18 protein-coding genes and 1 pseudogene are annotated in these 21,116 nt (G+C 68.6%); 8 read left to right on the top strand and 11 right to left on the bottom strand.

The features are described 5' to 3' along the window. Positions 1–8 precede the first annotated feature (8 nt). Both BWI15_RS32565 and BWI15_RS32560 read left to right on the top strand, forming a co-directional pair. Positions 9–764 carry an SURF1 family protein gene (locus BWI15_RS32565; protein WP_237771554.1) on the top strand — a complete coding sequence of 252 codons (756 nt, stop codon included), beginning with the start codon at positions 9–11 and terminating at the stop codon, positions 762–764. Continuing rightward, positions 761–1,111, top strand: a complete 351-nt coding sequence (locus BWI15_RS32560) for a DUF3817 domain-containing protein (RefSeq protein WP_077018343.1) — start codon at positions 761–763, stop codon at positions 1,109–1,111. Before BWI15_RS32565 ends, BWI15_RS32560 begins: the two co-directional genes overlap by 4 nt. Positions 1,112–3,736: 2,625 nt before the next feature. Here the strand turns inward: BWI15_RS32560 and BWI15_RS32550 are convergent. From BWI15_RS32550 to rpmH, 8 genes and pseudogenes are all read right to left on the bottom strand, one after another. After that, positions 3,737–4,711, bottom strand: coding sequence for a ParB/RepB/Spo0J family partition protein (locus BWI15_RS32550; protein WP_077018341.1), 975 nt, complete (start codon positions 4,709–4,711; stop codon positions 3,737–3,739). A 661-nt stretch (positions 4,712–5,372) separates the two neighbouring features. Next, positions 5,373–6,308 carry a ParA family protein gene (locus BWI15_RS39095; protein ID WP_077018340.1) on the bottom strand — a complete coding sequence of 312 codons (936 nt, stop codon included), beginning with the start codon at positions 6,306–6,308 and terminating at the stop codon, positions 5,373–5,375. A gap of 1,109 nt (positions 6,309–7,417) precedes the next feature. Continuing rightward, positions 7,418–8,053, bottom strand: a complete 636-nt coding sequence (rsmG, locus tag BWI15_RS32540; protein WP_143466048.1) for a 16S rRNA (guanine(527)-N(7))-methyltransferase RsmG — start codon at positions 8,051–8,053, stop codon at positions 7,418–7,420. A gap of 51 nt (positions 8,054–8,104) precedes the next feature. Beyond that, complete coding sequence (locus BWI15_RS32535; RefSeq protein WP_432943410.1) at positions 8,105–8,626, bottom strand: protein jag; 522 nt, start codon at positions 8,624–8,626, stop codon at positions 8,105–8,107. 328 nt (positions 8,627–8,954) lie between these two features. Continuing rightward, positions 8,955–9,941: pseudogene (gene yidC, locus BWI15_RS32530) on the bottom strand (membrane protein insertase YidC); the annotation flags it as partial. After that, entirely contained in the window at positions 9,942–10,253 is a 312-nt protein-coding gene (gene yidD, locus BWI15_RS32525) for a membrane protein insertion efficiency factor YidD (protein ID WP_077018338.1), read from the bottom strand. It abuts the pseudogene before it with no gap. Next, positions 10,250–10,609: a ribonuclease P protein component gene (gene rnpA / locus BWI15_RS32520; RefSeq protein WP_077018337.1), complete on the bottom strand. Its 360-nt coding sequence runs from the start codon at positions 10,607–10,609 to the stop codon at positions 10,250–10,252. Before rnpA ends, yidD begins: the two co-directional genes overlap by 4 nt. 29 nt (positions 10,610–10,638) lie before the next feature. Then, positions 10,639–10,776 (bottom strand): 50S ribosomal protein L34, encoded by a 138-nt coding sequence (gene rpmH / locus BWI15_RS32515; protein ID WP_077018336.1) that lies wholly within the window; start codon positions 10,774–10,776, stop codon positions 10,639–10,641. Positions 10,777–11,246: 470 nt separating this feature from the next. Here rpmH and dnaA point away from each other — a divergent pair, with 470 nt between their 5' ends. The 6 genes from dnaA to BWI15_RS32485 all read left to right on the top strand — a co-directional run bounded on the left by dnaA (position 11,247) and on the right by BWI15_RS32485 (position 19,160). Further along, positions 11,247–13,331, top strand: a complete 2,085-nt coding sequence (dnaA, locus tag BWI15_RS32510; protein WP_330359544.1) for a chromosomal replication initiator protein DnaA — start codon at positions 11,247–11,249, stop codon at positions 13,329–13,331. A 520-nt stretch (positions 13,332–13,851) separates the two neighbouring features. Further along, positions 13,852–14,997: a DNA polymerase III subunit beta gene (gene dnaN, locus BWI15_RS32505; RefSeq protein WP_077018335.1), complete on the top strand. Its 1,146-nt coding sequence runs from the start codon at positions 13,852–13,854 to the stop codon at positions 14,995–14,997. Between the two features lie 48 nt (positions 14,998–15,045). Next, positions 15,046–15,963 carry a phosphogluconate dehydrogenase (NAD(+)-dependent, decarboxylating) gene (gene gnd / locus BWI15_RS32500; protein ID WP_077018334.1) on the top strand — a complete coding sequence of 306 codons (918 nt, stop codon included), beginning with the start codon at positions 15,046–15,048 and terminating at the stop codon, positions 15,961–15,963. Between the two features lies 1 nt (position 15,964). Further along, positions 15,965–17,104: a DNA replication/repair protein RecF gene (gene recF / locus BWI15_RS32495; RefSeq protein ID WP_077018333.1), complete on the top strand. Its 1,140-nt coding sequence runs from the start codon at positions 15,965–15,967 to the stop codon at positions 17,102–17,104. Then, positions 17,097–17,672, top strand: a complete 576-nt coding sequence (locus BWI15_RS32490; protein ID WP_077018332.1) for a DUF721 domain-containing protein — start codon at positions 17,097–17,099, stop codon at positions 17,670–17,672. The genes recF and BWI15_RS32490 overlap by 8 nt, the downstream gene beginning before the upstream one ends. A gap of 165 nt (positions 17,673–17,837) precedes the next feature. Then, on the top strand, positions 17,838–19,160 hold the full coding sequence (locus tag BWI15_RS32485; RefSeq protein WP_077018331.1) for a hypothetical protein: 1,323 nt from the start codon (positions 17,838–17,840) through the stop codon (positions 19,158–19,160). A gap of 7 nt (positions 19,161–19,167) precedes the next feature. Here BWI15_RS32485 and BWI15_RS32480 read toward each other — a convergent pair whose 3' ends face one another. The 3 genes from BWI15_RS32480 to BWI15_RS32470 are packed head-to-tail and all read right to left on the bottom strand — an operon-like array spanning position 19,168 to position 20,950. Next, on the bottom strand, positions 19,168–19,731 hold the full coding sequence (locus BWI15_RS32480; RefSeq protein WP_077018330.1) for a hypothetical protein: 564 nt from the start codon (positions 19,729–19,731) through the stop codon (positions 19,168–19,170). Next, positions 19,731–20,321 carry a hypothetical protein gene (locus tag BWI15_RS32475; RefSeq protein WP_077018329.1) on the bottom strand — a complete coding sequence of 197 codons (591 nt, stop codon included), beginning with the start codon at positions 20,319–20,321 and terminating at the stop codon, positions 19,731–19,733. The genes BWI15_RS32480 and BWI15_RS32475 overlap by 1 nt, the downstream gene beginning before the upstream one ends. Beyond that, a complete protein-coding gene (locus BWI15_RS32470; protein ID WP_077018328.1) occupies positions 20,318–20,950 on the bottom strand; it encodes a hypothetical protein in 633 nt (210 codons plus the stop codon). Before BWI15_RS32470 ends, BWI15_RS32475 begins: the two co-directional genes overlap by 4 nt. Between the last annotated feature and the right edge of the window lie 166 nt (positions 20,951–21,116).

Genomic DNA, 21,116 nt, shown 5'->3' with positions numbered 1-21,116 from the left:
TGCTGGCTTTGGCGATCGCGGCGGTGATGTCGGTGCTGGGGGTTTGGCAGCTCGACGTCTACCAGTCCAAGACCGCGGCGGCCACCGCGGGACGGGCGGCGATCCCGCCGGTACCTCTGCAGTCGCTCTTCCCGATCGACTCCGGTCTTCCGGCCTCGGCAGTAGCGCGACGCGTCACTGTCACCGGCACCTGGGCCTCGCCCAGCGACCAGATCTTCATCTCGGACCGTGCCCACAACGGCCGGGACGGTTTCTGGGTCGTCACTCCCCTGCTCCTGAAGGACACCGGCTCGTCGAACTCCGGCGGTGTCATGGTCGTCCGGGGCTGGGTGCCCTCCGTCAACGACCCGGCTGCCAAAGCGCCCACCGGCCCAGCCACCTTGACCGGCGGCATCGCCGCTTCCGAAGCTCAGGACTCCTCGGGCGACGTCAACCAGAGCCGCATCCTGAAGTCCCTGCGAATCCCCACCATCGTCCACATGGTCGACTACCGCATCTACGACGCTTTCGTAGTCCAGACCGCGTCGGACGCCAGCACTCCCGCGGCGGGCACCTCATCACCCGCGCTCACTCCCGTCGATCCCCCGGCCCCACCCACAGATCACGCCGGCCTGCGCAACGTGGCCTATGCCTTCCAGTGGTGGATCTTCGCCGCCTTCACCCTCTGGATGTGGGGCCGCATGGTGCTCGACGCCCACCGCTCGGGTGATCCCGACCACCAGCCCCCGGACGAAGAGGATCAAAGCGGTACCGTTTCTGCGTGACCTCCCCCGCAGACCCCGCCACGCCCTCACCCACGCCGACCCTGCCGGCATCGACCCGAGGCGCCCTCGTCCGCTACCGGATCATCGCCTACATCGTCGGCGTGATGCTCCTCCTGCTGGTCTTCGTCGCGATGCCCCTCAAGTACTTCGCGGACAACCCCGCGGTGATGAACGTAGTCGGCCCACTCCACGGCTTCCTCTACGTCGTCTACCTACTCTTCTCCTTCGACCTGGCCCGCCGCGTCCGCTGGCCCCTCACCCGCCTGGTCCTGGTCGCCCTCGCCGGCACGATTCCGTTCTTGTCCTTCTATGCCGAGCGCAAGGTCCACCACGACCTCACCCGCTAGGCCTTCCCGTTTCACGTGAAACAACCACCGCAAACAGCTATATAAATTTGTCGACATATCGCGACGTGCTCGGATTGGGTGGGGCAGGCCTCAAATAGTTCTGTGAGCGCGATCCTAAGCCGCCTTCGACTGACGGTCCGGCGCTGGTAACCGAGCAAAACCGCTCCCAGAAGCGCCTCCTCCTGAGCACGATCCCGGGTGCGCCCATCGGCCGGGCCGGCCACGACCGGACCGACGACACGCGATCGCGAGGCACCGAGGCCAGTGCCGCCCCAGCGGTCCGTCCTGGCGCGCATGGGCTCGCTGATCGCGGGAGCGGCGGTCCACGCGAAACTACGACGGCCGGCCGACGGACGAGGACCGATCGAGGTCCCTTCGCCGCCGCCACCTCAACGGGCAGTCAACCAGCCTGGCCCGCTGCCCCTCGCCGGCGCCGCCCGACCAGTCGAACGAGACCGGATCATGGTCGATGTTTCGGCCCTCAAAGAGTTCTGTGAGCGCGATCCTAAGCCGCCTCGCGCCGACGCTCTGGCGCTGCCGATCGAGCAAAACCGCTCCCAAAGCGCCCTCCTGAGCCCTCGATTTGGGTGGGCCGGTCCCCGGGGGCCGACGGGGACTCGGACGTGTTTCCGCTCGATCGCGAAGGCCAATGACCCCCAGCGTTCCGTCCCGGTGCGAACGCAGGAGAGGTCCCTGCTCACGGGAAGGCGGTCCGCGCGAAACGGCGACGGCCGGATGGCAGGCAGGTAGGCAGGCAAAGCCGATGCAGTCCCCTCCCCCCGCGGCCAACTTGTTAGGAGTAGGCCAGCCTGACCCACCGCTCGCCCGGCGCCGCGCGATCGCTTGCGCAAGACCAGTCCATGGTCGACATATCGACCTATGAATGTGTCTGCCACCCCCGAGGGGATGATGCGCCCGCCGACTCATCGCCACTCGCACCGGGGTCCAATCAGCTAGGGATCACCACTGTCGTTCGACTTGCGCCGGTTCCGACAGATGCCCGACCGCTCCGCGTGACTCCCGCTGGACCGCCCGAACTGGCGCAGAAGCTTGCCGAGATGAGGGTGACGCGGCAGTCCAACTCGGCACACCGTCGGCAGACGCCGCAGCGAGCGCGCACCCCGTGATCGTCAATGCGATCTGGGACGCGACCCGCTCCCGCCGTTCGACTCCCGTGGATAGGCCGGTATCTGGACTGGTTCGCAGCCAGCGTCGCCCCGTGCGATCGCCGGAGGTCGTGCACAGCAGTTGCGCGGCTCTCCCGCTGTTCCCCGAACGCCTCACTACGATCCGCGCACGTCCGCCAGTCATGTACTCAACGTCTCGCGCGTCGCACCTGCGCCCTGCAGCCCGCGGCCGCCCGGCGCTCGCCCTCGCCGCCCGCCCTCGCCGCCCACCCTCGCCGCTCACCCTCGCCGATCGCCCTCGCCCTCGCCGCTCGCCGCTCGCCGTCGTCGCACGGCGACGACGCGGGTCCGGACCGCCCGCAGTCGGACCAGGTCGCCGGCCTGACCCGTACCGCAGGTGGCGCAACGACCCCAGTGCAGCGCGACGCCGGTGTGACGCGACGACGCGCGGTGCGGTAGGCAGCCACACCGGTCGCACCGGGCACAAGACGTCCGGCCCGCCTTCGCGGTCGCGCCACAGTCGAGTGGCCCGACGTTCCTGGCAGCGAGACAAGCTGCCACCTGAGGTATCGCGTGTGCAGTACGCCCGCACGCGACCCTCCCCGGCGGCGCGTCGCCGCCGGCACTCTTCGGCACGCATGTACAGCTGCCTCCGGCCACCCGCGCCGAGTGAACGCGCCTCGTGCGACATCACGCCGGCGTCTGGCCCTTGCCGCGGACGGACGCCCGCGCCGGGTGTGACGACCTTCTGTTCGGCGCGATGGAGAGCAGAGCTGACGGCCGCAGCTCAGCCGGTCGGTCCGTCCAGGGCGGAGATGAGGCAACCCGCGTGGCTCTCGGAACAACACCGACGAGGCCGCATCCGCAGCGAGCCGTCCCGGTCGCCTATCGGCCTGACACCAATTGCTGCCTGCCGCAAACACCGCAGCGCTGCGGAGACGTCGACTGCCCGCCCGTAGGACATCGCGCGCCAATCACCCCAACCGGATCGGTGGCTTGCAGTCGGCGGACCTGCCGTCGGTATGCCGGCGTGCCCCGTCCAGGGCCTGAAGCGCCGACAAGGCCAGCCGCGACCAGCGCCTGGCAGCCACCGGGCGATCCGATCACGAGAACTGAATCCAGCGCCCACTCGGTAGTGCATGCTCCGCTGATGAGAGCCCGTGTCCCTCAGAGGGCTTGATGACTCGGCGGGCTCCTCAGCATCGCCGCCCGCCGCTGCACGTCCTGTTTCAGCTAGCTCGGCGGTGCCGTAGCGCAGCGGGTCCTCCGTCAGCTCCCGTAGAAGCCGGCCGTGCTCGAGCGGGGACGGCGCGGCGGCGATCCCGGCCGAACACGCGGTGCGCGGGTGGACGCAGCACGATGACCGAGGCCGCGCTCGAACCGACGGCCGTCGGCACTGCCAGTGGACGCCGGCTGCACCAACACACCTTCCGGAAAACAAGCGCTGCCACACCCGCCGGGCACGGCGAGCATGGCAGCGACGTACGGGAGGGGCCAGTTACTCCGACTTCTTGTTCGGGTCCATCAGAGACACGATTCGCTCGAGGTCGTCGATCGAGGCGAACTCGACGGTGATCTTGCCCTTGGTCTTGCCGAGGTCGACCTTGACCCTCGTCTCGAAGCGGTCGGACAGGCGATCGGCGAGATCGACCAGGCGCGGCGCCACCGGCTTGTTGCGGCGGCGGGCCGGCGTGGGGTCGTCGGCCGACATGTCCCCCATCGCGACGATCTCTTCGACGGTGCGGACGGAGAGACCTTCCGCGACGATGCGCTGGGCGAGGCGCTCGATCGCGTCGCCGCTGGGAAGACCGAGGAGAGCTCGGGCGTGCCCGGCGGAGAGAACGCCGGCGGCGACGCGGCGCTGAACCGAAGCCGGGAGCTTCAGCAGCCGCAGCGTGTTCGAGATCTGCGGGCGAGAGCGACCGATGCGGCTCGCCAGGTCTTCCTGGGTGCAGCCGAAGTCGTCGAGCATCTGCTGGTAGGCCGCCGCTTCTTCCAGCGGGTTCAGTTGGCTGCGGTGGAGGTTCTCCAGGAGCGCATCCCGCAGCATCACGTCGTCGGACGTGTCGCGGACGATCGCGGGGATCGTCTCCAGGCCGGCTTCCTGGGTCGCGCGCCAGCGGCGTTCGCCCATCACCAGTTCGTACTTGTCGTCCCCGAGGCGTCGGACGACGATCGGCTGCAGCAGACCGATCTCCTTGACCGAGTGCACCAGCTCGGCCATCGCGTCCTCGTCGAACACGCTGCGCGGCTGCTTGGGGTTCGGGCTGATCTTGCCGACCTCGATCTCGGCGAACTCCGCACCCGGCACTGCGGCCAGCTCCGAGCCCTTGCCCACCGGAGTCGCGGACATCTCCGGCGTGATCGGCGGTGCGCCCGGGATCGAGCTCGACTTGCTGCCGAGCGTCGAGCTGCCAGCGGCAGGGTTGCTCGGAATCAACGCACCGAGTCCACGTCCAAGCCTGGTGTTCATTCCGCTCCTCGTGTCAGCTGCCGCCGGATCGACCGGCCGGCGCGAGAGGAAATGCCCCTCCCCCCTCACGACTCGGCCAACGCAACGGTAACCGGTGACTGCGTCGCCAACATCTTCGACCCCACCTTGTCGGGTCGCCAATCTCGTCACGCGCGCATGTTTCACGTGGAACGAAGCTGAGGCGGATCGACCTGCGGAGCGTTTCACGTGGAACGGGCGACATCGGCGAGGCGTCCGGCCGCCGAGCGTTTCAGGTCGAGCACGTGACGGGCGGCGCCGACGACATATGTTTCACGTGGAACGAGGATCGTGATGGGTGCCGCCGATGGGCGTTTCACGTGGAACCGACAGGAAAGTCCGGAGGCCCGTTTCACGTGGACGCGACGCGCTCTCTCCGAGCGGCTTGGATGCACACTGCAACTCCGCCGGATGGAGCGATCCGGTCCGATGGCTCGTACCCTTCGCGACGGGTCGAGCAGCGAACCCAACGCCCGCGGCGCGACGCCCCGGGTCACCCGGCGGCAGCTGTGGCTTGAGCATCGACTCGACCACAAGGGAAGGGCGCCGGAGCGCGTTTCACGTGGAACGGCGCCGAGGGTTCGTCGTGAAACCACAGAAGGCCCGGACCGAGTGGTCCGGGCCTTCTGCTTTCGATCTACGATCAGGAGCTGTTGCGCATCGCGATCTCTCGCGAAGCCTCGAGGTACGACAGCGCGCCGGCGGATGCCGGGTCGTAGGCCAGGACGGTCTGCCCGTGGCTGGGAGCCTCGGAGATCCGTACCGAGCGCGGCACGGCGGTGCGCAGTACGGCGTCCTGGAAGTGACCCCGAACCTCCGCGGCGACCTCGCCCGCGAGCTTCGTGCGGGCGTCGTACATGGTGAGCAGGATGGTCGAGACGTCCAGTGTCGGGTTCAGGTGCGACTTCACCATGTCGATATGGCGCAGCAGCTGGGACAGACCTTCGAGGGCGTAGTACTCGCTCTGGATCGGGACGAGGACCTCGCGGGCCGCGGTCAACGCGTTCACCGTCAGCAGGCCGAGGGACGGCGGGCAGTCGATGAACACGTAGTCGTACTTCTCGCCGGCGGCCTCGGTCTCGGCCAGGTGGGCGTCGAGTGCGCGCTTCAGCCGGCTCTCTCGGGCCACGATGCTGACCAGTTCGATCTCCGCGCCGGCGAGGTCGATGGTCGCCGGTACGACGACGATGCCCGGGTGCTCCTCGCACGGCTGCAGCAGCTTGCTCAGCGGCTCGCCCTCGATGATCGCCTCGTAGACGCCGGGCGTTCCCTCCGAGTGCTCGATGCCCAGTGCCGTCGACGCGTTGCCCTGGGGGTCGAGGTCGATCACCAGGATCCGCGCGCCGTAGAGGGCGAGGCCGGCCGCCACGTTGACGGTGGTGGTCGTCTTGCCAACGCCACCCTTCTGGTTGGCAACGACGAATACCCGGGTCTCGGCGGGCAGCGGGAACTCGCGGCCCATCGTGCGTCCTTCGTTCACGAGCAGGGTCCGTTCGGTGGCGGCGGCGATCGGAGTTTCGAGGAGTCGTCGCTGAAGCTCGTCCGAGGTGGCCCGCGCGGCGATCTGTGCGGCAGTCATGGCGCCCATTCCAAGAGGTACGGGACGTGGCCCGAAAAGGATGTCGGTCGGGGAGGGAGCCGGCTTCTCCCCAGGTTCATCCACAGGGGTCTGTGGATGAATTCCCGCGTGGGAGGGGGTCTCCAGAGGGTAGTCATCCACAGGTCGTGGAGACTCGGGGAAATCTTCCTCAGGCGTCGGGGTCGGCTGTGTTTCACGTGAAACCGGCGCAGCCTGGGGCGTCGTCGAGGAGCCGCCGAAGTCGAGCGCGGCAGCGGCCTGCAGCATCGACGGGCGATCGCCCGAGTCGGTCCGATCGTTTTCCACAGCCGCCGTCATCGCGGGATCGGTCGACGGCGGGGGAACGTCGGCCGCTGAGTCGGCGTCGACGAGCTGAGCCGCCGAAGCAGCAGCGGGCGAGATCTCAGCCGAGTCCGGGCGCTGGTCCGACGTGGTGGACTCGACCGAACCGGCGGAGTCCACCGAACTGGCGGACTCCACCGCATCGGCGGGCTCGACAGAAGTCAACGGCTCGACCGACGGTGAGGGCTCGGCTGAAGTGGGATCAACTGCGATCGCGGACTCGGCCGGAGTGAAGGGCTGGGTGGGGACGACGGGCTCAGCCTGTGCGTGCAACTCAACCGGAGCGGAGGCTGCGGGCGTGGCTGGGGTCATGGGCTCGGACCAGGAGCCGTGGGCCTGCGTCAGTGCCTCGGGTCCCGTCGCTCCCGCCTCAGACACGGCCTCGGTGGGCGCAGCATCCACAGCGGGGTCCGCATCGCGAGGCGCTGCGGCCTCCGTGGACGCACTGGTGGACAACTCCGCAGGCGCACCGGTGGACGACTCTGCGGACTCGGCATCACGGGACGTCGGGCCAACTGCAGGCGCGGCGTCGGCCGCAGGCGGCATCGCGGCAGGGCTTTCATCAGCCGGCGAAGCGGGCTCCGCAGAGGGCACGTTTGCAGGCGGCACCACGTCGGCGGACGGGGCCAAGCTGGGTGTGGCGAGGTGAGTGATCTCGATCCGGACAACCGGCGTACCGGGATCTGTCGGCCAGCCGATTCCTTCGGTCGTCCGGGGTTCCCCGGTAGTCCTTACCGGCCATCCGACGGCGTGACTCACCAACCCGTTCACCTCCCGCGTCTTCTGTGCTGGGATCCCCGTGCAGCACGTCCGGCCACAATACTCACGACAGTCGTCGGCTGTGCCAGTTCTTCGACGCCGAGTTGATGAACGTGCCAAACTTCCGCGCCCAAAGCCTCCAACTCGCCCTCGGCACCGGCCAGTTCGTCCTCCGCCGACTCCCCCTTCATGGCCAGCATCAGGCCACCTTCGTCGAGCAGAGGGAGGCACCAGCCGGCGAGTTTGCCCAGTGGCGCGACCGCCCGCGACGTCACCACGTCGTACGTCGTACCGCGCAGATCCTCGGCCCGGCCCCGGACGACCTCGGCGTTGTCGAGGCCGAGCTTCTCGACGGCCTCCTCCAGGAAGGTGGTGCGCCGGAGCAGCGGCTCGACGAGCGACACCTGGAGGTCGGGCCGGACCAGAGCGAGCACGATCCCGGGCAGGCCGGCTCCGGTGCCGATGTCGGCGACCGTGGCCTCCTCCGGCACGAGGCGTTCGAGCACGGCGCAGTTCAGGAGGTGCCGGTCCCAGAGCCGGGGTACCTCCCGCGGGCCGATCAGGCCGCGCAGAGTTCCTTCGGTTGCGAGCAGCTCGGCGTACACCTCGAGCCGGCCCGCCGCCCGGGGGAAGAGCTCCTCCACGAGCGGCGGGGTTTCACGTGAAACGTCACCTGTCACGAGCAGAACACGACGTCAGGCCGGCTGGACGACGACCCGGCGGCGCGGCTCCTCGCCTTCGGACTCGCTGGTCAGACCCGCCGCGGCGACGACGTCGTGCACGACCTTGCGCTCGAACGGCGTCATCGGGTCCAGCCGCACCGGCTTGCCCGTCGCTTGCGCGTCCTCGACCGCCTTCTTGCCGACCTTCTCCAGTTCGGCCTTGCGGTTGGCGCGGTAGTTCGACACGTCGAGCATCAGCCGCGAGCGCTCGCCGGTCTCCCGGTAGACCGCCAGCCGGGTGAGCTCCTGCAGCGCCTCAAGCACCTTGCCGTTCTCGCCGACCAGGTTGCTGAGGTCCGCGCCGACGATCGACACCGCCGCGCGGTCGCCGTCGATGTCCATGTCGATGTCGCCGTCCAGGTCGGCGATGTCGAGCAGTTCCTCCAGGTAGTCGGCCGCGATGTCGCTCTCGGCCTCCAGCGCCTTCAGGCGCTCGTCCGCACCACTCGCGGCGGACTTCTCCGCCGACTCGGCGTTCTGCATGCCGTCGCTCACGGCCACTCCTTCACAGTTCGAGATCCGCCCCACGGGGACCCGGTGCGTACAAAAGCAGGGATGTCCAGCGGCCGAAGGCTCAGCTGTCGGTCTTGCGGGGCGCTCCGCCGCCGGACTTCTTCGGGCCGGCCTTCTGCTGCGCGGCCTTCTGCTGGGCCGTCCGCTGCGCACGGGACTTCGCGGCCGGCTGACGCTTGCCACCGGCTGCGGCCTTCTTCGCGGCGGGCGCCTTCTTGGCCGGGGTCGCGGGCTGCTGCCCGTTGCTCGACGGCTTCGGCTCGTCCTGCGCGCCGGCGGCACCGGCGGCACCGGCCGTCGGACCGCCGGTCTTCCGCGTACTGCGGGACTGACGCTTCGGCTGCTGCCGGTTGGCCGGACGACGGTCAGAACCGGCCTCACCGTCGTCTTCCGCGGTCGCCAGACCGGAGTCCTCCGGCTTGCCCGCGCGCCGGTTGTGCTCGCGCTTGCGGGCTTCCATCGCGTCGAAGGCCGGGGTGCCCGGGGCCGGGTTGCGGCGGATCACGTAGAACTGCTGGCCCATCGTCCACACGTTCGAGACGAACCAGTAGATGAGCACACCGATCGGGAAGTTGAAGCCACCGATCAGGAAGAAGATCGGGAAGACGTAGAGCATGATCTTCTGCATCTGCGCCGCCTGGCCCTCGAGGGCCTCCTTCGGCATGTTCTTGCGCATCAGCTGCAGCTGGGTGATGAACATCGTGGCGGTCATCAGGATGATCAGCACGACGGCAACGATCTTGACGTTCGTCGCGCCGTCACCGTTGGCCCGCAGGAAGGTCTGCGAGATCTCGGCACCGAAGATCTTCGCGTGCCGCAGCGAGTTCACGTGGGGCGCGATGATGCTGCTGTGCGCCTCACCCTTCGAGGCGCCGTCGAGCACCCGGAACAGCGCCAGGAACACGGGCGACTGGAGCAGCAGCGGCAAGCACGAGGAGAACGGGTTGGTGCCCGTCTCCTTGTACAGCTTCATCATTTCCTGACCGAGCTTCTCCCGGTCATGGCCGTACTTCTTCTGCAGCTCCTTCATCTTGGGCTGCAGCAGCTGCATGTTCCGGCTGGAGCGGATCTGCCGCACGAACAGCGGGATCAGCAGCGTCCGGATGACGATCGTCAGGCCGGCGATCGACAGCGCCCAGGCCCAGCCGCCGTTCGGGTCCAGCACCTGCGAGAGCAGCCAGTGCCACCCCACCAGCAGTGCCGAGACAGCCCAGTAGAGCGGAGTCATGACCGTGTTGAAGAGATCGACGATCCCGTCCCACAAGGCGAGCTCGGGGATGGCCAGGGGAATGATCACTCAGGCACCTCGCTGCACAGGCCCGGCGTCGGTCGACGATCCGGGCTGGTTGGCGGAGAGTGGCTCTCCGCGCTGGTCGACATCTGTGGGTGGAACGGGGTCGTAGCCGCCGGGGTTCCACGGGTGGCAGCGGGCGAGTCTCCTCGCCGCCAGCCAGCTACCGCGCACCGCGCCGTGCCGCTCGACCGCTTCCAGGGCGTACGCCGAACAACTGGGATAGAACCGGCAGACCTGCCCGTACATCGGGCTCACGAACTTCCGGTAGAGCTTGAGGAACCCGATCAGCCCGTACTTCACGGGCGCGAACTTCATCGGGAGTCCACCAGGACGCGTCGCAGCGCGCCGTCGACGTCCGCCACGAGCTCGGCGTACGACGCCGTGGCCGACGCGGGTAGTGCCCGGACGACGGTCAAGCTGCCGGTCGGCAGATCGGGCAGCCGCGATGCCATGACAGCACGCAGCCGGCGGTGGACCCGGTTGCGTACAACCGCGTTGCCCACCGCCTTGCTCACCACGAATCCGACACGAGCAGCGTCGTCCGAAGTCCCGGCCAGGCCGGTTCCGGACAGGTAGTGCACCACCAGGGCACGCCGACCGGCCCGCCGTCCCGATCGGACGGCGCGGCGGAAGTCGTCGGACCGGCGGAGCCGGTGCGACGGGGGCAGCACGAGGTGGTCACCGCGTCGGTCGGCGGACCTCAGGCTGCGAGGCGCTGACGGCCCTTGCTGCGACGGGAGGCGAGGATCGCGCGGCCCGCACGGGTGCGCATCCGAAGACGGAAGCCGTGCTTCTTGTGCCGGCGACGGTTGTTCGGCTGGAACGTCCGCTTGCTCACTGGAATGACTCCGGTTACTCGATCACGATTGTCGACAAATCCACTGGTAGATCTGTCCCTTGGTGCGGTCTGCTCACCGATCCAGAACCCAGTCAACTAGCTGAAGACAACCTGGTCCCGCTGGAGCGCAGCACGAAACAGCCGGCTCAACGCCGACCGATCCACGGTACGTGGCGGCCTGTGGACAGGTCAAACCAGCCGTCCCCAGAGTTTTCCACAGACATGTGGACGAAACCCTCTGTCAGTAGCCGGTGACGGGGTGGCGGGCCAGCTACTCACAGCGATGGACGCACCACAACACCGCCCCGGCGTCCACCCGACACGCCGCAGGTTGCCCCCAATTTGGCGTGCACAGCCTGTGGATGACGGCTTGAAGCAGCGGGACGGGACTTGTTAGCGTCAGCCCTTCACACCAGAGGTCCCACTTTCCCCAACCGGTAACCAACCTGCTCCGCGCTTCGTTCACAACTGTGGACAACCGTGTGGACAATGAGGAGAACCCGGTTGAGGAGACCAGCGATTGCGACGTGCGGCCACCGGGCGCACCCGCAGTGGCCGGTGATCGGGACGAGGTCGCACCGGCCGGGGCAGCACTGCCCGGACGGACCGGCCACCGCAGCAACGGATTCGGGGAGCAACGCGTGGTCGAGGACCAGTCCGCCAGTGCGGACGGCAGGGCAGAAGTGAAGGACTTGGACGAGGCCTGGACCAGGGTGCTCGCCGGACTGCCCCCGAACCAGCGGGCCTGGCTGACCAACAGCCGGCCCGTCACTCTGCACGAGAGCACCGCGATCGTCGCCGTACCGGACGACTTCACCCGCGGGCAGTTGGAGACCCGGCTCCGCCCGGACCTCGAGCGGATCCTGAGCGAGAGCTTCGGCCGCGACATCCGGATCGCCGTCACCGTCGACCCGTCGCTGGACCCCGAGCTCCGCGAGCCGGCGCCCCAGCCCGAGCCGGTCCGGCAGCAGAACCCGTTCCAGCAGCCGGCGCCGCAGTACCAGCCGCCGAACCACCTGCGGCCCGGCCAGCAGTCCGGTCATCAGCAGGGGCAGCAGTACGACCAGAGCCAGCCTGGGCAACTGCAGCACCAGCAACAGCACCCGCCGCAGATGCAGCCGAGCCCGCTGGGGCAGAACCAGTACCAGCGGAGCCAGTCCCAGCAGGCCGAGCAGCACACCCAGCAGCAGCCCCAGCACCAGCAGGCCCCGCAGCACAACCAGCACCAGCAAGGTCAGCACCAGCAGAGCCAGCCACTGCAGACCGACGGCTCCTACCAGCCGACCCTGCAGTCGGACCTGACCGCGCCGGACCAGATCGGCCAGCAGCACCAGGCGCCCGCACAGCAGCAGCACAACCAGCAGTTGGGTCAGCAGCACGAGCAGCAGAACACCCAGCCCCACGACCAGTACGCCCAGGGCACCGGCTACGGCATCGGTCACCAGCAGCCGCTCGGCTCGGTCGCCCCGCCCCCGAACGGCTCCGCACCGATCGGCTCGCCGACCGACGCGCAGGGCGAGGCGCGGCTGAACCCGAAGTACACCTTCGAGACGTTCGTCATCGGCAGCTCGAACCGTTTCGCGCACGCCGCCGCCGTCGCGGTCGCCGAGGCGCCGGGCAAGGCGTACAACCCGCAGCTGATCTACGGCGACTCCGGTCTGGGCAAGACCCACCTGCTGCACGCCATCGGGCACTACGTCCGCAGTCTCTACACCGGCGCGCGGGTCCGGTACGTGTCCAGCGAAGAGTTCACCAACGACTTCATCAACGCGATCCGCGACGACAAGGCGTCCCAGTTCCAGCGCCGGTACCGCGACGTCGACGTACTGCTGATCGACGACATCCAGTTCCTGGAAGGCAAGATCCAGACCCAGGAAGAGTTCTTCCACACCTTCAACACGCTGCACAACGCGAACAAGCAGATCGTGATCAGCTCCGACCGGGCGCCGAAGCGCCTGGAGGCGCTGGAGGACCGGCTGCGCAACCGGTTCGAGTGGGGGCTGATCACCGACATCCAGCCGCCCGACCTGGAGACCCGGATCGCGATCCTGCGCAAGAAGGCGGCCACCGAGCGGCTGACCGCGCCGCCGGAGGTACTGGAGTTCATCGCCAGCAAGGTGCAGACCAACATCCGTGAGCTCGAGGGCGCGCTGATCCGGGTCACGGCGTTCGCCAGCCTCAACCGCCAGCCGGTCGACCTGAGCCTCGCCGAGATCGTGCTCAAGGACCTGATCCCCGAAGGCAGCAAGCCCGAGGTGACGGCCAGCATGATCATGGGCCAGACGGCGTCGTACTTCGGCCTGTCGATCGACGACCTGTGCGGTTCGAGCCGCAGCCGGGTGCTGGTGACGGCCCGGCAGATCGCGATGTACCTGTGCCGCGAGCTGACCGACCTGTCGCTGCCGAAGATCGGCCAGCAGTTCGGCGGCCGGGACCACACCACCGTGATGCACGCCGAGCGGAAGATCCGGCAGCTGATGTCGGAACGGCGCAGCGTCTTCAACCAGGTCACCGAACTGACCAACCGGATCAAGCACCAGGCCAAGCAGCAATGACCACCGCGGACCGCGTCGTCCACAGCCTGCACAGGCACTCCGACGCGGTCCGGGGAAGCTCACAGGTTGGGGATACCACTGTGGATAACTGTGGGTATCCCGGTGGACGACGGGCACTTCGCTGTGGAAGCCCTGTGGGGACAGCCGGCGTCGTACCCAGGCGTCCCCAGGCAAGCCCGATTTCGTCCACACCCCACACACAGGGTGATTTGGCCTCTGACCTGCGGTTTTGCGGCTTTTCCACACTATCCACCGGTGCGAAGAACCCTATGGAATCCCTAGAGAGTTCCAAGTCCACAAATGGTTCGAGCGGCCCAACCTGGGGAAAACTCCACGTTCGGGCCCGATTCCGGCCCCGGGCCGGGCACACTTGTGCACACACTCCTGGGCACTGTCGACGGAACCTGTCAGGCTGTCCGTGGAAGGTGACGAACCGCCGCGTCAAGGGCGGTGGACACACATCACATCCGTCCGTGGCAGGATCTGCCTGGCACACAGCCGAATCAGGAGGCACCCAGCGGTGAAGTTCCGCGTCGAGCGCGACGTACTGGCCGAGTCGGTGGCCTGGGCCGCGCGCAGCTTGCCCAGTCGTCCCAGCGTCCCGATCCTCGCCGGACTCCTCGTCGAGGCCGAGGAAGGGCAGATCACCCTGTCCGGCTTCGACTACGAGACCTCCGTGCGGGTCACCGTGCCGGCCCAGGTGGCCGACACCGGCAAGTGCCTGATCTCCGGCCGGCTCGTGGCCGACATCTCCAAGAGCCTGCCCAACCAGCCCGTGGACATCGCTGTGGACGGCGCGAAGGCCCAGGTCACCTGTGGCAGCTCGCGGTTCACGCTCCAGACGCTTCCCACGGACGAATATCCGGCTCTGCCCGACCTCCCGGCGGCCAGCGGTACCGTCCGCAGCGACGTGTTCGCCCAGGCGGTCGCCCAGGTCGTCACCGCGGCCGGGCGTGAGGACACGCTTCCGGTGCTCACCGGCGTCCGGGTCGAGATCGAAGGATCCACGATCTCGCTGCTGGCGACCGACCGCTACCGGCTGGCGATCCGCGAGCTGGAGTGGAACCCGCAGTCCCCCGACGCCTCGGCCGCCGCGCTGATCCCGGCCCGGGTGCTGTCGGAGACCGCGAAGGCGATGACCGGCACCGACATCATCGTGTCGCTGGCGGCTCCCGGCAGTGGCGACGGCATCGTCGGCTTCGAGGGCCAGGTCTCCGGTGGCAACCGGCGGGCCACCACCCGGCTGCTCGACGGCGAGTTCCCGAAGGTCCGCGGCATCATCCCGACCGACTCCGCGATCGCCACCCGCGTCCGGCTCGACACGGCGACGCTGGTCGAGGCGGTCAAGCGCGTCGCCCTGGTCGCCGAGCGCAACGCGCCGGTCCGGCTGACCTTCTCCGAGGACTCGGTGACCTTGGACGCCGGCAGCGGCGACGAGGCCCAGGCGTCGGAGTCGATCGAGGCCCGCGTGGTCGGCGAGCCGGTCACCGTCGGCTTCAACCCGACGTACCTGCTGGACGGGCTGAACGCGATCGGAACACCGGTGGCCCATCTGGCGTTCACCCAAGCGACGAAGCCGGCCGAGCTGACCGGCGTCACCGACTTCGACGGCGACCCGATCAGCGAGTTCCGGTACGTGCTGATGCCGGTCCGCCTGAACAGCTGACCAGTAGCAGACCAACGGGAAAAGCCAACAGAACAAGGGGATTTCACGATGGAGCTCGGGCTTGTCGGTCTCGGCAAGATGGGCGGCAACATGCGCCAGCGGATCCGCAACGCGGGCCACACGGTGATCGGCCTGGATCACAACCAGGAGATCTCCGACGCCAAGGACACCGCCGACATGGTCGGCAAGCTGACCGCCGACGGTCAGCCGAAGGTGGTCTGGGTGATGGTCCCGGTGCAGGCGATCGACCCGGTGATCACCGAACTCGCCGAGCTGCTCTCACCCGGTGACATCGTGATCGACGGGGGCAACAGCCGCTGGACCGACGACACCCGCCGGGCCGCTCAGCTGGCCGAGAAGGGCATCAAGTTCGTCGACTGCGGTGTCTCCGGCGGCGTCTGGGGCCTGGAGAACGGCTACGCCCTGATGGTCGGCGGCGAGTCCGAGACGATCTCCACGCTGATGCCGATCTTCGAGGCGCTCAAGCCCGAGGGCGAGTTCGGCTTCGTGCACGCCGGCAAGGTCGGCGCCGGGCACTTCACCAAGATGGTCCACAACGGCATCGAGTACGCGATCATGCAGGCGTACGCCGAGGGCTTCGAGCTGCTCGAGGCCGCCGACATCGTCGACAGCGTGCCGGAGGCGTTCGAGTCCTGGCGCGAGGGCACCGTGATCCGGTCCTGGCTGCTCGACCTGATGGTGAACGCGCTCAAGGACGACACCCACCTGGACAAGATCCGCGGCTACGCCGAGGACTCCGGCGAGGGCCGCTGGACCGTCGAGGCCGCGATCGACCACGCCGTACCGGTGCCGGCGATCGCCGCGTCGCTGTTCGCCCGGTTCGCCTCCCGGCAGGAGGACTCGCCGGCGATGAAGGCGATCGCCGCGATGCGCAACCAGTTCGGCGGGCACGCGGTGAAGGGCGCCGAGGACCCGTCGTACGCGACGCCGCCCAGCAAGCACTGAGGTGTACGTCACCGCCCTGGGATTGCTCGACTTCCGGTCGTACCAGCAGGCGGAGGTCGAGCTCACCCCGGGCGTGACGGCCTTCGTCGGCCCCAACGGCCACGGCAAGACCAACCTGGTCGAGGCGATCCACTACACCGCGACACTCGGTTCGCACCGGGTCGCGACCGACGCACCGCTCGTGCGCGCCGGCGCGTCCCGCGCGATCGTGCGGACCGAGATCCGTGACGAGTACGAGCGCGACGTCGTCGTCGAGCTGGAAATCAATCCTGGCAAGGCAAATCGGGCCCGGATCAACCGGTCGCCGGTCCCCCGGCCGCGCGAAGTGCTCGGTCTGCTCCGGACGGTGCTGTTCGCGCCGGAGGATCTCGCGCTGGTGAAGGGCGATCCGTCCGAGCGGCGCCGGTTCCTGGACGAGCTGCTCACGCTGCGGACACCACGGATGGCCGGTGTCCGGCAGGACTACGACCGGGTCCTCAAGCAACGGAACTCGTTGCTGCGCAGCGCCCAGATGGCCCGCCGGCAGAACCGCTCGTCCGCGGCCGACGGTCAGCTCCGGACCCTCGAGGTGTGGGACTCCAACCTGGCCCGGACCGGCGCCGAGCTGCTCGCCACCCGGCTGGAACTGCTGGAATCCCTGCGTCCGTTGGTCTCCGGCGGGTACGACGCTGTTGCCCGAGGCAAGGGTGATGCGCGGCTGGAGTACAAGTCGTCGGTGCCGCTCGAGCCCGGGATGCGGTCGCGCGAGCAGTTGGCCGAAGCGCTGCTCGCCGCGGTCCGTGACAAGCGCCAGGACGAGCTCGACCGAGGCGTCTCGCTGGTCGGGCCGCACCGCGACGACGTTCTGCTCGGGCTCGGGGACTTGCCGGCGAAGGGGTATGCGAGTCACGGTGAGTCCTGGTCGTTCGCGCTCGCGCTGCGACTGGCGTCGTACGAACTGCTGCGGGCCGACGGAGGTGAACCGGTGCTGATCCTGGACGACGTGTTCGCCGAGCTCGACGCGCAGCGCCGGGACCGATTGGCCGAGCTGGTCGCGCCCGCGCGGCAGGTCCTGGTCACGGCCGCGGTCGGCGCCGACGTACCGGGTGAGCTGTCGGGGGTGCGGTTCGCGGTCGGGGACGGGCTGGTCAGTCGTGCCTGAACCCCGGAATTCCTCTGACAGCGGCAACGAGAGCGACGACGCCCCCACGCTGCCGGCGGACGAACCGGAACACGACAAGCACGGACTCGACCTGGCGAAGTCGCTGGCCGGCCGGCTCAAGGGCGCGGGCCCGGTCCAGCCGGTACGACGTACGCGGCGCCGCCGGACGACGAGCGACGGCTTCCAGGTCAGCGGCGCCCGCCCGGACGACCGGGACCCGCAGAAACTCACCGCGACCCTCGGCCGGCTGATGCGCGACCAGGGCTGGGAGGTCGACGTCGCCGTCCACGGCGTGATGGCCCGCTGGCCGTCGATCGTCGGCCCGGAAATGGCCGAACACTGCAAGCCGGAGAGCTACGAGGACACCCAGCTCACCGTCCGCACCAGTTCGACCGCGTGGGCGACCCAGCTGAAAATGCTCGCCCCCGACCTGATCCGCCGCCTCAACGCCGAACTCGGCGAGGGCACCGTCACCCACGTGAACGTCCAGGGCCCGCACGCGCCGAGCTGGCGCAAGGGCCCTCGCACGGTCCGCGGCGGCCGCGGGCCGCGCGACACGTACGGCTGAGCCGCCGATACGTCTGGCCGGTGACGCCGCCAGGACGCTCACAACGCCGCTCTCAGAGGAATTCCGGGGTCTCGCCGCCGGTGGCGTCTTGGCGCACGGCATCCGGCGAGCGTCGACTCCGGATCGGTTGCGGCCCCGACCCGGGCCTCCCCTAGGATCGGCGCGATGCGCACGCTCGTCGACGGCTTCCGCGAGATGGTCCACCTGATCGGAGACACCTTCCGGTTGTGGTGGCGCAACCTGCTGCCTCTGGCCACCTGGTTCCTGGCCGGTTATGTCGGGTTCCGGGCGAGCATCAACGGCGCCATCTGGCTCGGGCAGCACCAGCACAAGAGTCTCGGCGTCGGTCTGTTCGCCTTCGGGGTCCTGATCCAGATCGCCGCCTCGGTCGGCATGATCCGGACCTGCGCCACCTCGCTGTACCGCTGGCGGGACGCGGCGGCGAACAAGAACGAGGAGACCTCGGACCCGACCCAGCAGGGCCTGATGGAGCTGTTGTCGGTCACGCTGCTGCCGCTGGTCGCGGTCTGGTCGGCCTGGGGGTTCCTCGACCTGCGGCTGGCCGAGCTGTCGATCAGCAACACCGTCGAGCTCGGCCTCGGCCCGGGGGCCGCGTTTTTCGTCCTGACCGACGGCGGCTGGAAGGACTACCTGCCGGCGATCGTGATCCTGCTGGTGATCCGCCGCGTGGTCGAGGCGGTCGACGACCGCTGGCCGAGCCGGCCCGCCAAGTTCCTGCAGGTCTGGGCCGAGGCGTTTTTCGTGCTGCTCACCGTGGTGGTGATCCCGCACGCCCTGGGTGATCTGAAGGACTGGCTGTCCCTGCGCAACTTCTGGTTCGTCACGGTGGACTGGTGGGACGGCGTCAAGGAGTTCTTCGACAAGATCAACATCCCGGTCCCGGGCGGTCTGGAGTGGCTGTGGGGCTTCTTCTGGGAAACCCTGTGGCCGCTGTTCAAGGACGGCGTCGGCGAGCCGCTGACGTGGCTGGCCATCACGACGGTCGTCTTCGGTCATCGCGTGCTGTCCAGCGGTGGCGTCCTGCGCGGCACCCGGCTCGAGCGCCGGCTCGGCGGTCAGACCGTCGAGGCGCCCGCGCAGAGCCGACTGGTCAAGCTCACCAACCAGGCGCCGAATCTGGTGCTGGGTGGAATCCGGGAGAAGTTCTACCCGACGCTGAACGCGTTCCGCCTGCTGGTCCGGGTCGGACCGGTGTTCCTCGGCGTGGTGTGCCTCGTCTACACGTTCTGGGTGCTGGGCTCCGAATGGACCTTCATCGCCATTCAGCGGACGATCGGGATCCACGGCGACAAATGGGACCTGATGAACTTCGAGATCGCCAGCGGCCTGCGCGACGTCGTCTTCGAGACCCTGCGGATCGCCCTGCTCGCCGCGGCCTTCGACCTGTGCATCTCGGTCGGTGCCCAGCGCCGGGCCGAAGCAGCCGAAGCCCAGCCCGAGGTGCAGGACCAGACCGCGGGCGTCTGAACCTCCCTCAGAAGGTGATCAGGACCCGGCGGTACTCCGCCAGCGATCCGACCTCGACACCGACCAGGTGGGGAACGGCGGACGCCGGTACGACGAAGAGCTTGACCAGCTTGTTCGGCTGGTTGAGCTTCAGCGGGTGGTCGTCGTCGGAGCACGACGACGGGCCGAGCATCGTGTCGACGTTCTGGTTCTTCCAGACGTTGCCGCGGTCGTCCCGCAGTGCGGCGTCGCAGACGAAGCCGCCGTCGCTCAGCTGGTCGACCCCGTCCAGTGGGGTCACCGCGAGGTGGACGGCGACAACCACCGAGCCCGGCACGTTGTTCTCCAGGACGACCTTGCGCCGGTCCTCGTCGATCAACTGGGTGTAGAGCTGCATCGTCCCGAGCTGCCAGCGCACCTTTTCCATCGTGACCGGCCCTCGGGAGACGGTCTCGGAGACGGTGCCCTGGTTGTACAGGGTCTCGGGGTCGCCCAGATAGGTCCGGACCAGCAGGAAGGCACTGAGCGAGGCCAGCGCGATCAGCAGGGAGATCCTCGCTGTCAGCTGCAGCGCACGGTCGGACAGACGCATCAGGCCACCCGGGTGACGGAGTCGGGAATCACGTACTGGTCCTCGGCCTGCTCGATCGAGCGCTGGGCGATCTCCTCGTCCGGTACGCCGAGGTCGATGGCCAGGTCCTGGTTGAGCACGTTGAAGAACGACGTGGTGTGCACGTCCAGGGTCAGGCCGACGACGTCGCTCGGATTGACCTCGAACACCAGCGCGCCGCTGCGCGCGAACCCGGGCTCGGCGAACGTGATGGAGGCCTCGATGATCTCGGTGACCGGCTTGTAGACGGACCCGTCGTCGGCGGTCAGCGTGACGTCGTTGTTGCCCGGGTTCTTCGTGCCGCGGACCGCGTCGTACTCGACCGCGACGAACACCCCTTCGGTGTCGACCCGGGGACTGTCGTCCTTGTTCTCGGCGAACGACTTGGCGAACCGCATCCGGGTCACCGTCACGGTCGAGTCGAAGTAGCGCACGTCCTCACCGATCGCGCCCCGGGTGATGATCCGGGTCGGGTCCTCGTAGACCGAGTCGGGCTGCAGCAGCCGGGTCAGGCCGCCGAGCAGGACGAACAGCACGCCGACGGCGACGGTGACGGGCCGGTACAGCTTCATTCGTCCTTCTCCGTCTCGATGGTGGCCTTGAGCCGGACGACGCTGTGCGGGACACCGGCCGAGTGCCAGTACGGCTTCTCGTCGGCACCCATGGTCCCCTCGTCGGACTTGTACTCCTCGGCCAGCACGGCGATCTCGACCACGTCCTCGGCGTAGTCGGCCGGTACGTCGAACTTCGCGTAGCAGGGCTGCGAGGGCAGGCCGTAGACCACCACCACGTTGAGTTCGTCGTGGCAGGAGGCACCGTTGGACTCGATCAGCTCCGCGCCGCCGCCCGGCACCAGCCTGAGCAACCGGCCCTGCATCGAGGTGGCGGCCTTGGTCTCGGTGTCGATGTTCTTGAGGTCGAAGTAGACCTGCAGCCACGCCTCCGCCGCGCTGTAGTCCGTCTTCGGCCGGCGGATGATCTTGGCCTCGGTGAAGCCGTACTCGAACCGGCCGGCCTGCACGGTGGTCGGGGCGTCGAAGGTCGGGACCGCCCGGCCCTTGTGCTCCTTGAAACCGCCGGTGAGCAGCAGGACGACGATCAGGGCGATGACCAGGGCGAGCGCGATCAGCCATTTCCGCCGGTGCCGATGGATCACCCGGTCGGCGATCATGGCGTCGATGACGTCGTCGAGACTCTCCACGGCGACGATCCTAAGGGCCGCCGGGTGCGCGGGGTCCCGGCGTGCGGGGTCTCGGAAACCAGACGGCCGGGGGCGGTCCGGCCAAAAGGCACTGAGCGGCCGTGAGCGCTTTCCGGGCCCCCACCCGCGAGAGGGGACATGGTGACGAGGGAGAAAAGACGCCCTG

Origin of the sequence: Kribbella sp. ALI-6-A (assembly GCF_001984195.1) — a bacterium.
Lineage (GTDB): Bacteria > Actinomycetota > Actinomycetes > Propionibacteriales > Kribbellaceae > Kribbella.
The sequence above is the reverse complement of the archived record's forward strand: the minus strand, read 5'-3'. Positions and strand labels throughout refer to the sequence as shown.

Excerpts from the sequence above, each read along its gene's own strand:
- BWI15_RS32485 (WP_077018331.1), top strand. The coding sequence starts at position 17,838 with ATGCGCACGCTCGTCGACGGCTTCCGCGAGATGGTCCACCTGATCGGA.
- BWI15_RS39095 (WP_077018340.1), bottom strand. The coding sequence starts at position 6,308 with ATGACTGCCGCACAGATCGCCGCGCGGGCCACCTCGGACGAGCTTCAG.
- BWI15_RS32475 (WP_077018329.1), bottom strand. The coding sequence starts at position 20,321 with ATGAAGCTGTACCGGCCCGTCACCGTCGCCGTCGGCGTGCTGTTCGTC.
- BWI15_RS32480 (WP_077018330.1), bottom strand. The coding sequence starts at position 19,731 with ATGCGTCTGTCCGACCGTGCGCTGCAGCTGACAGCGAGGATCTCCCTG.
- BWI15_RS32550 (WP_077018341.1), bottom strand. The coding sequence starts at position 4,711 with ATGAACACCAGGCTTGGACGTGGACTCGGTGCGTTGATTCCGAGCAAC.
- yidD (WP_077018338.1), bottom strand. The coding sequence starts at position 10,253 with ATGAAGTTCGCGCCCGTGAAGTACGGGCTGATCGGGTTCCTCAAGCTC.
- gnd (WP_077018334.1), top strand. The coding sequence starts at position 15,046 with ATGGAGCTCGGGCTTGTCGGTCTCGGCAAGATGGGCGGCAACATGCGC.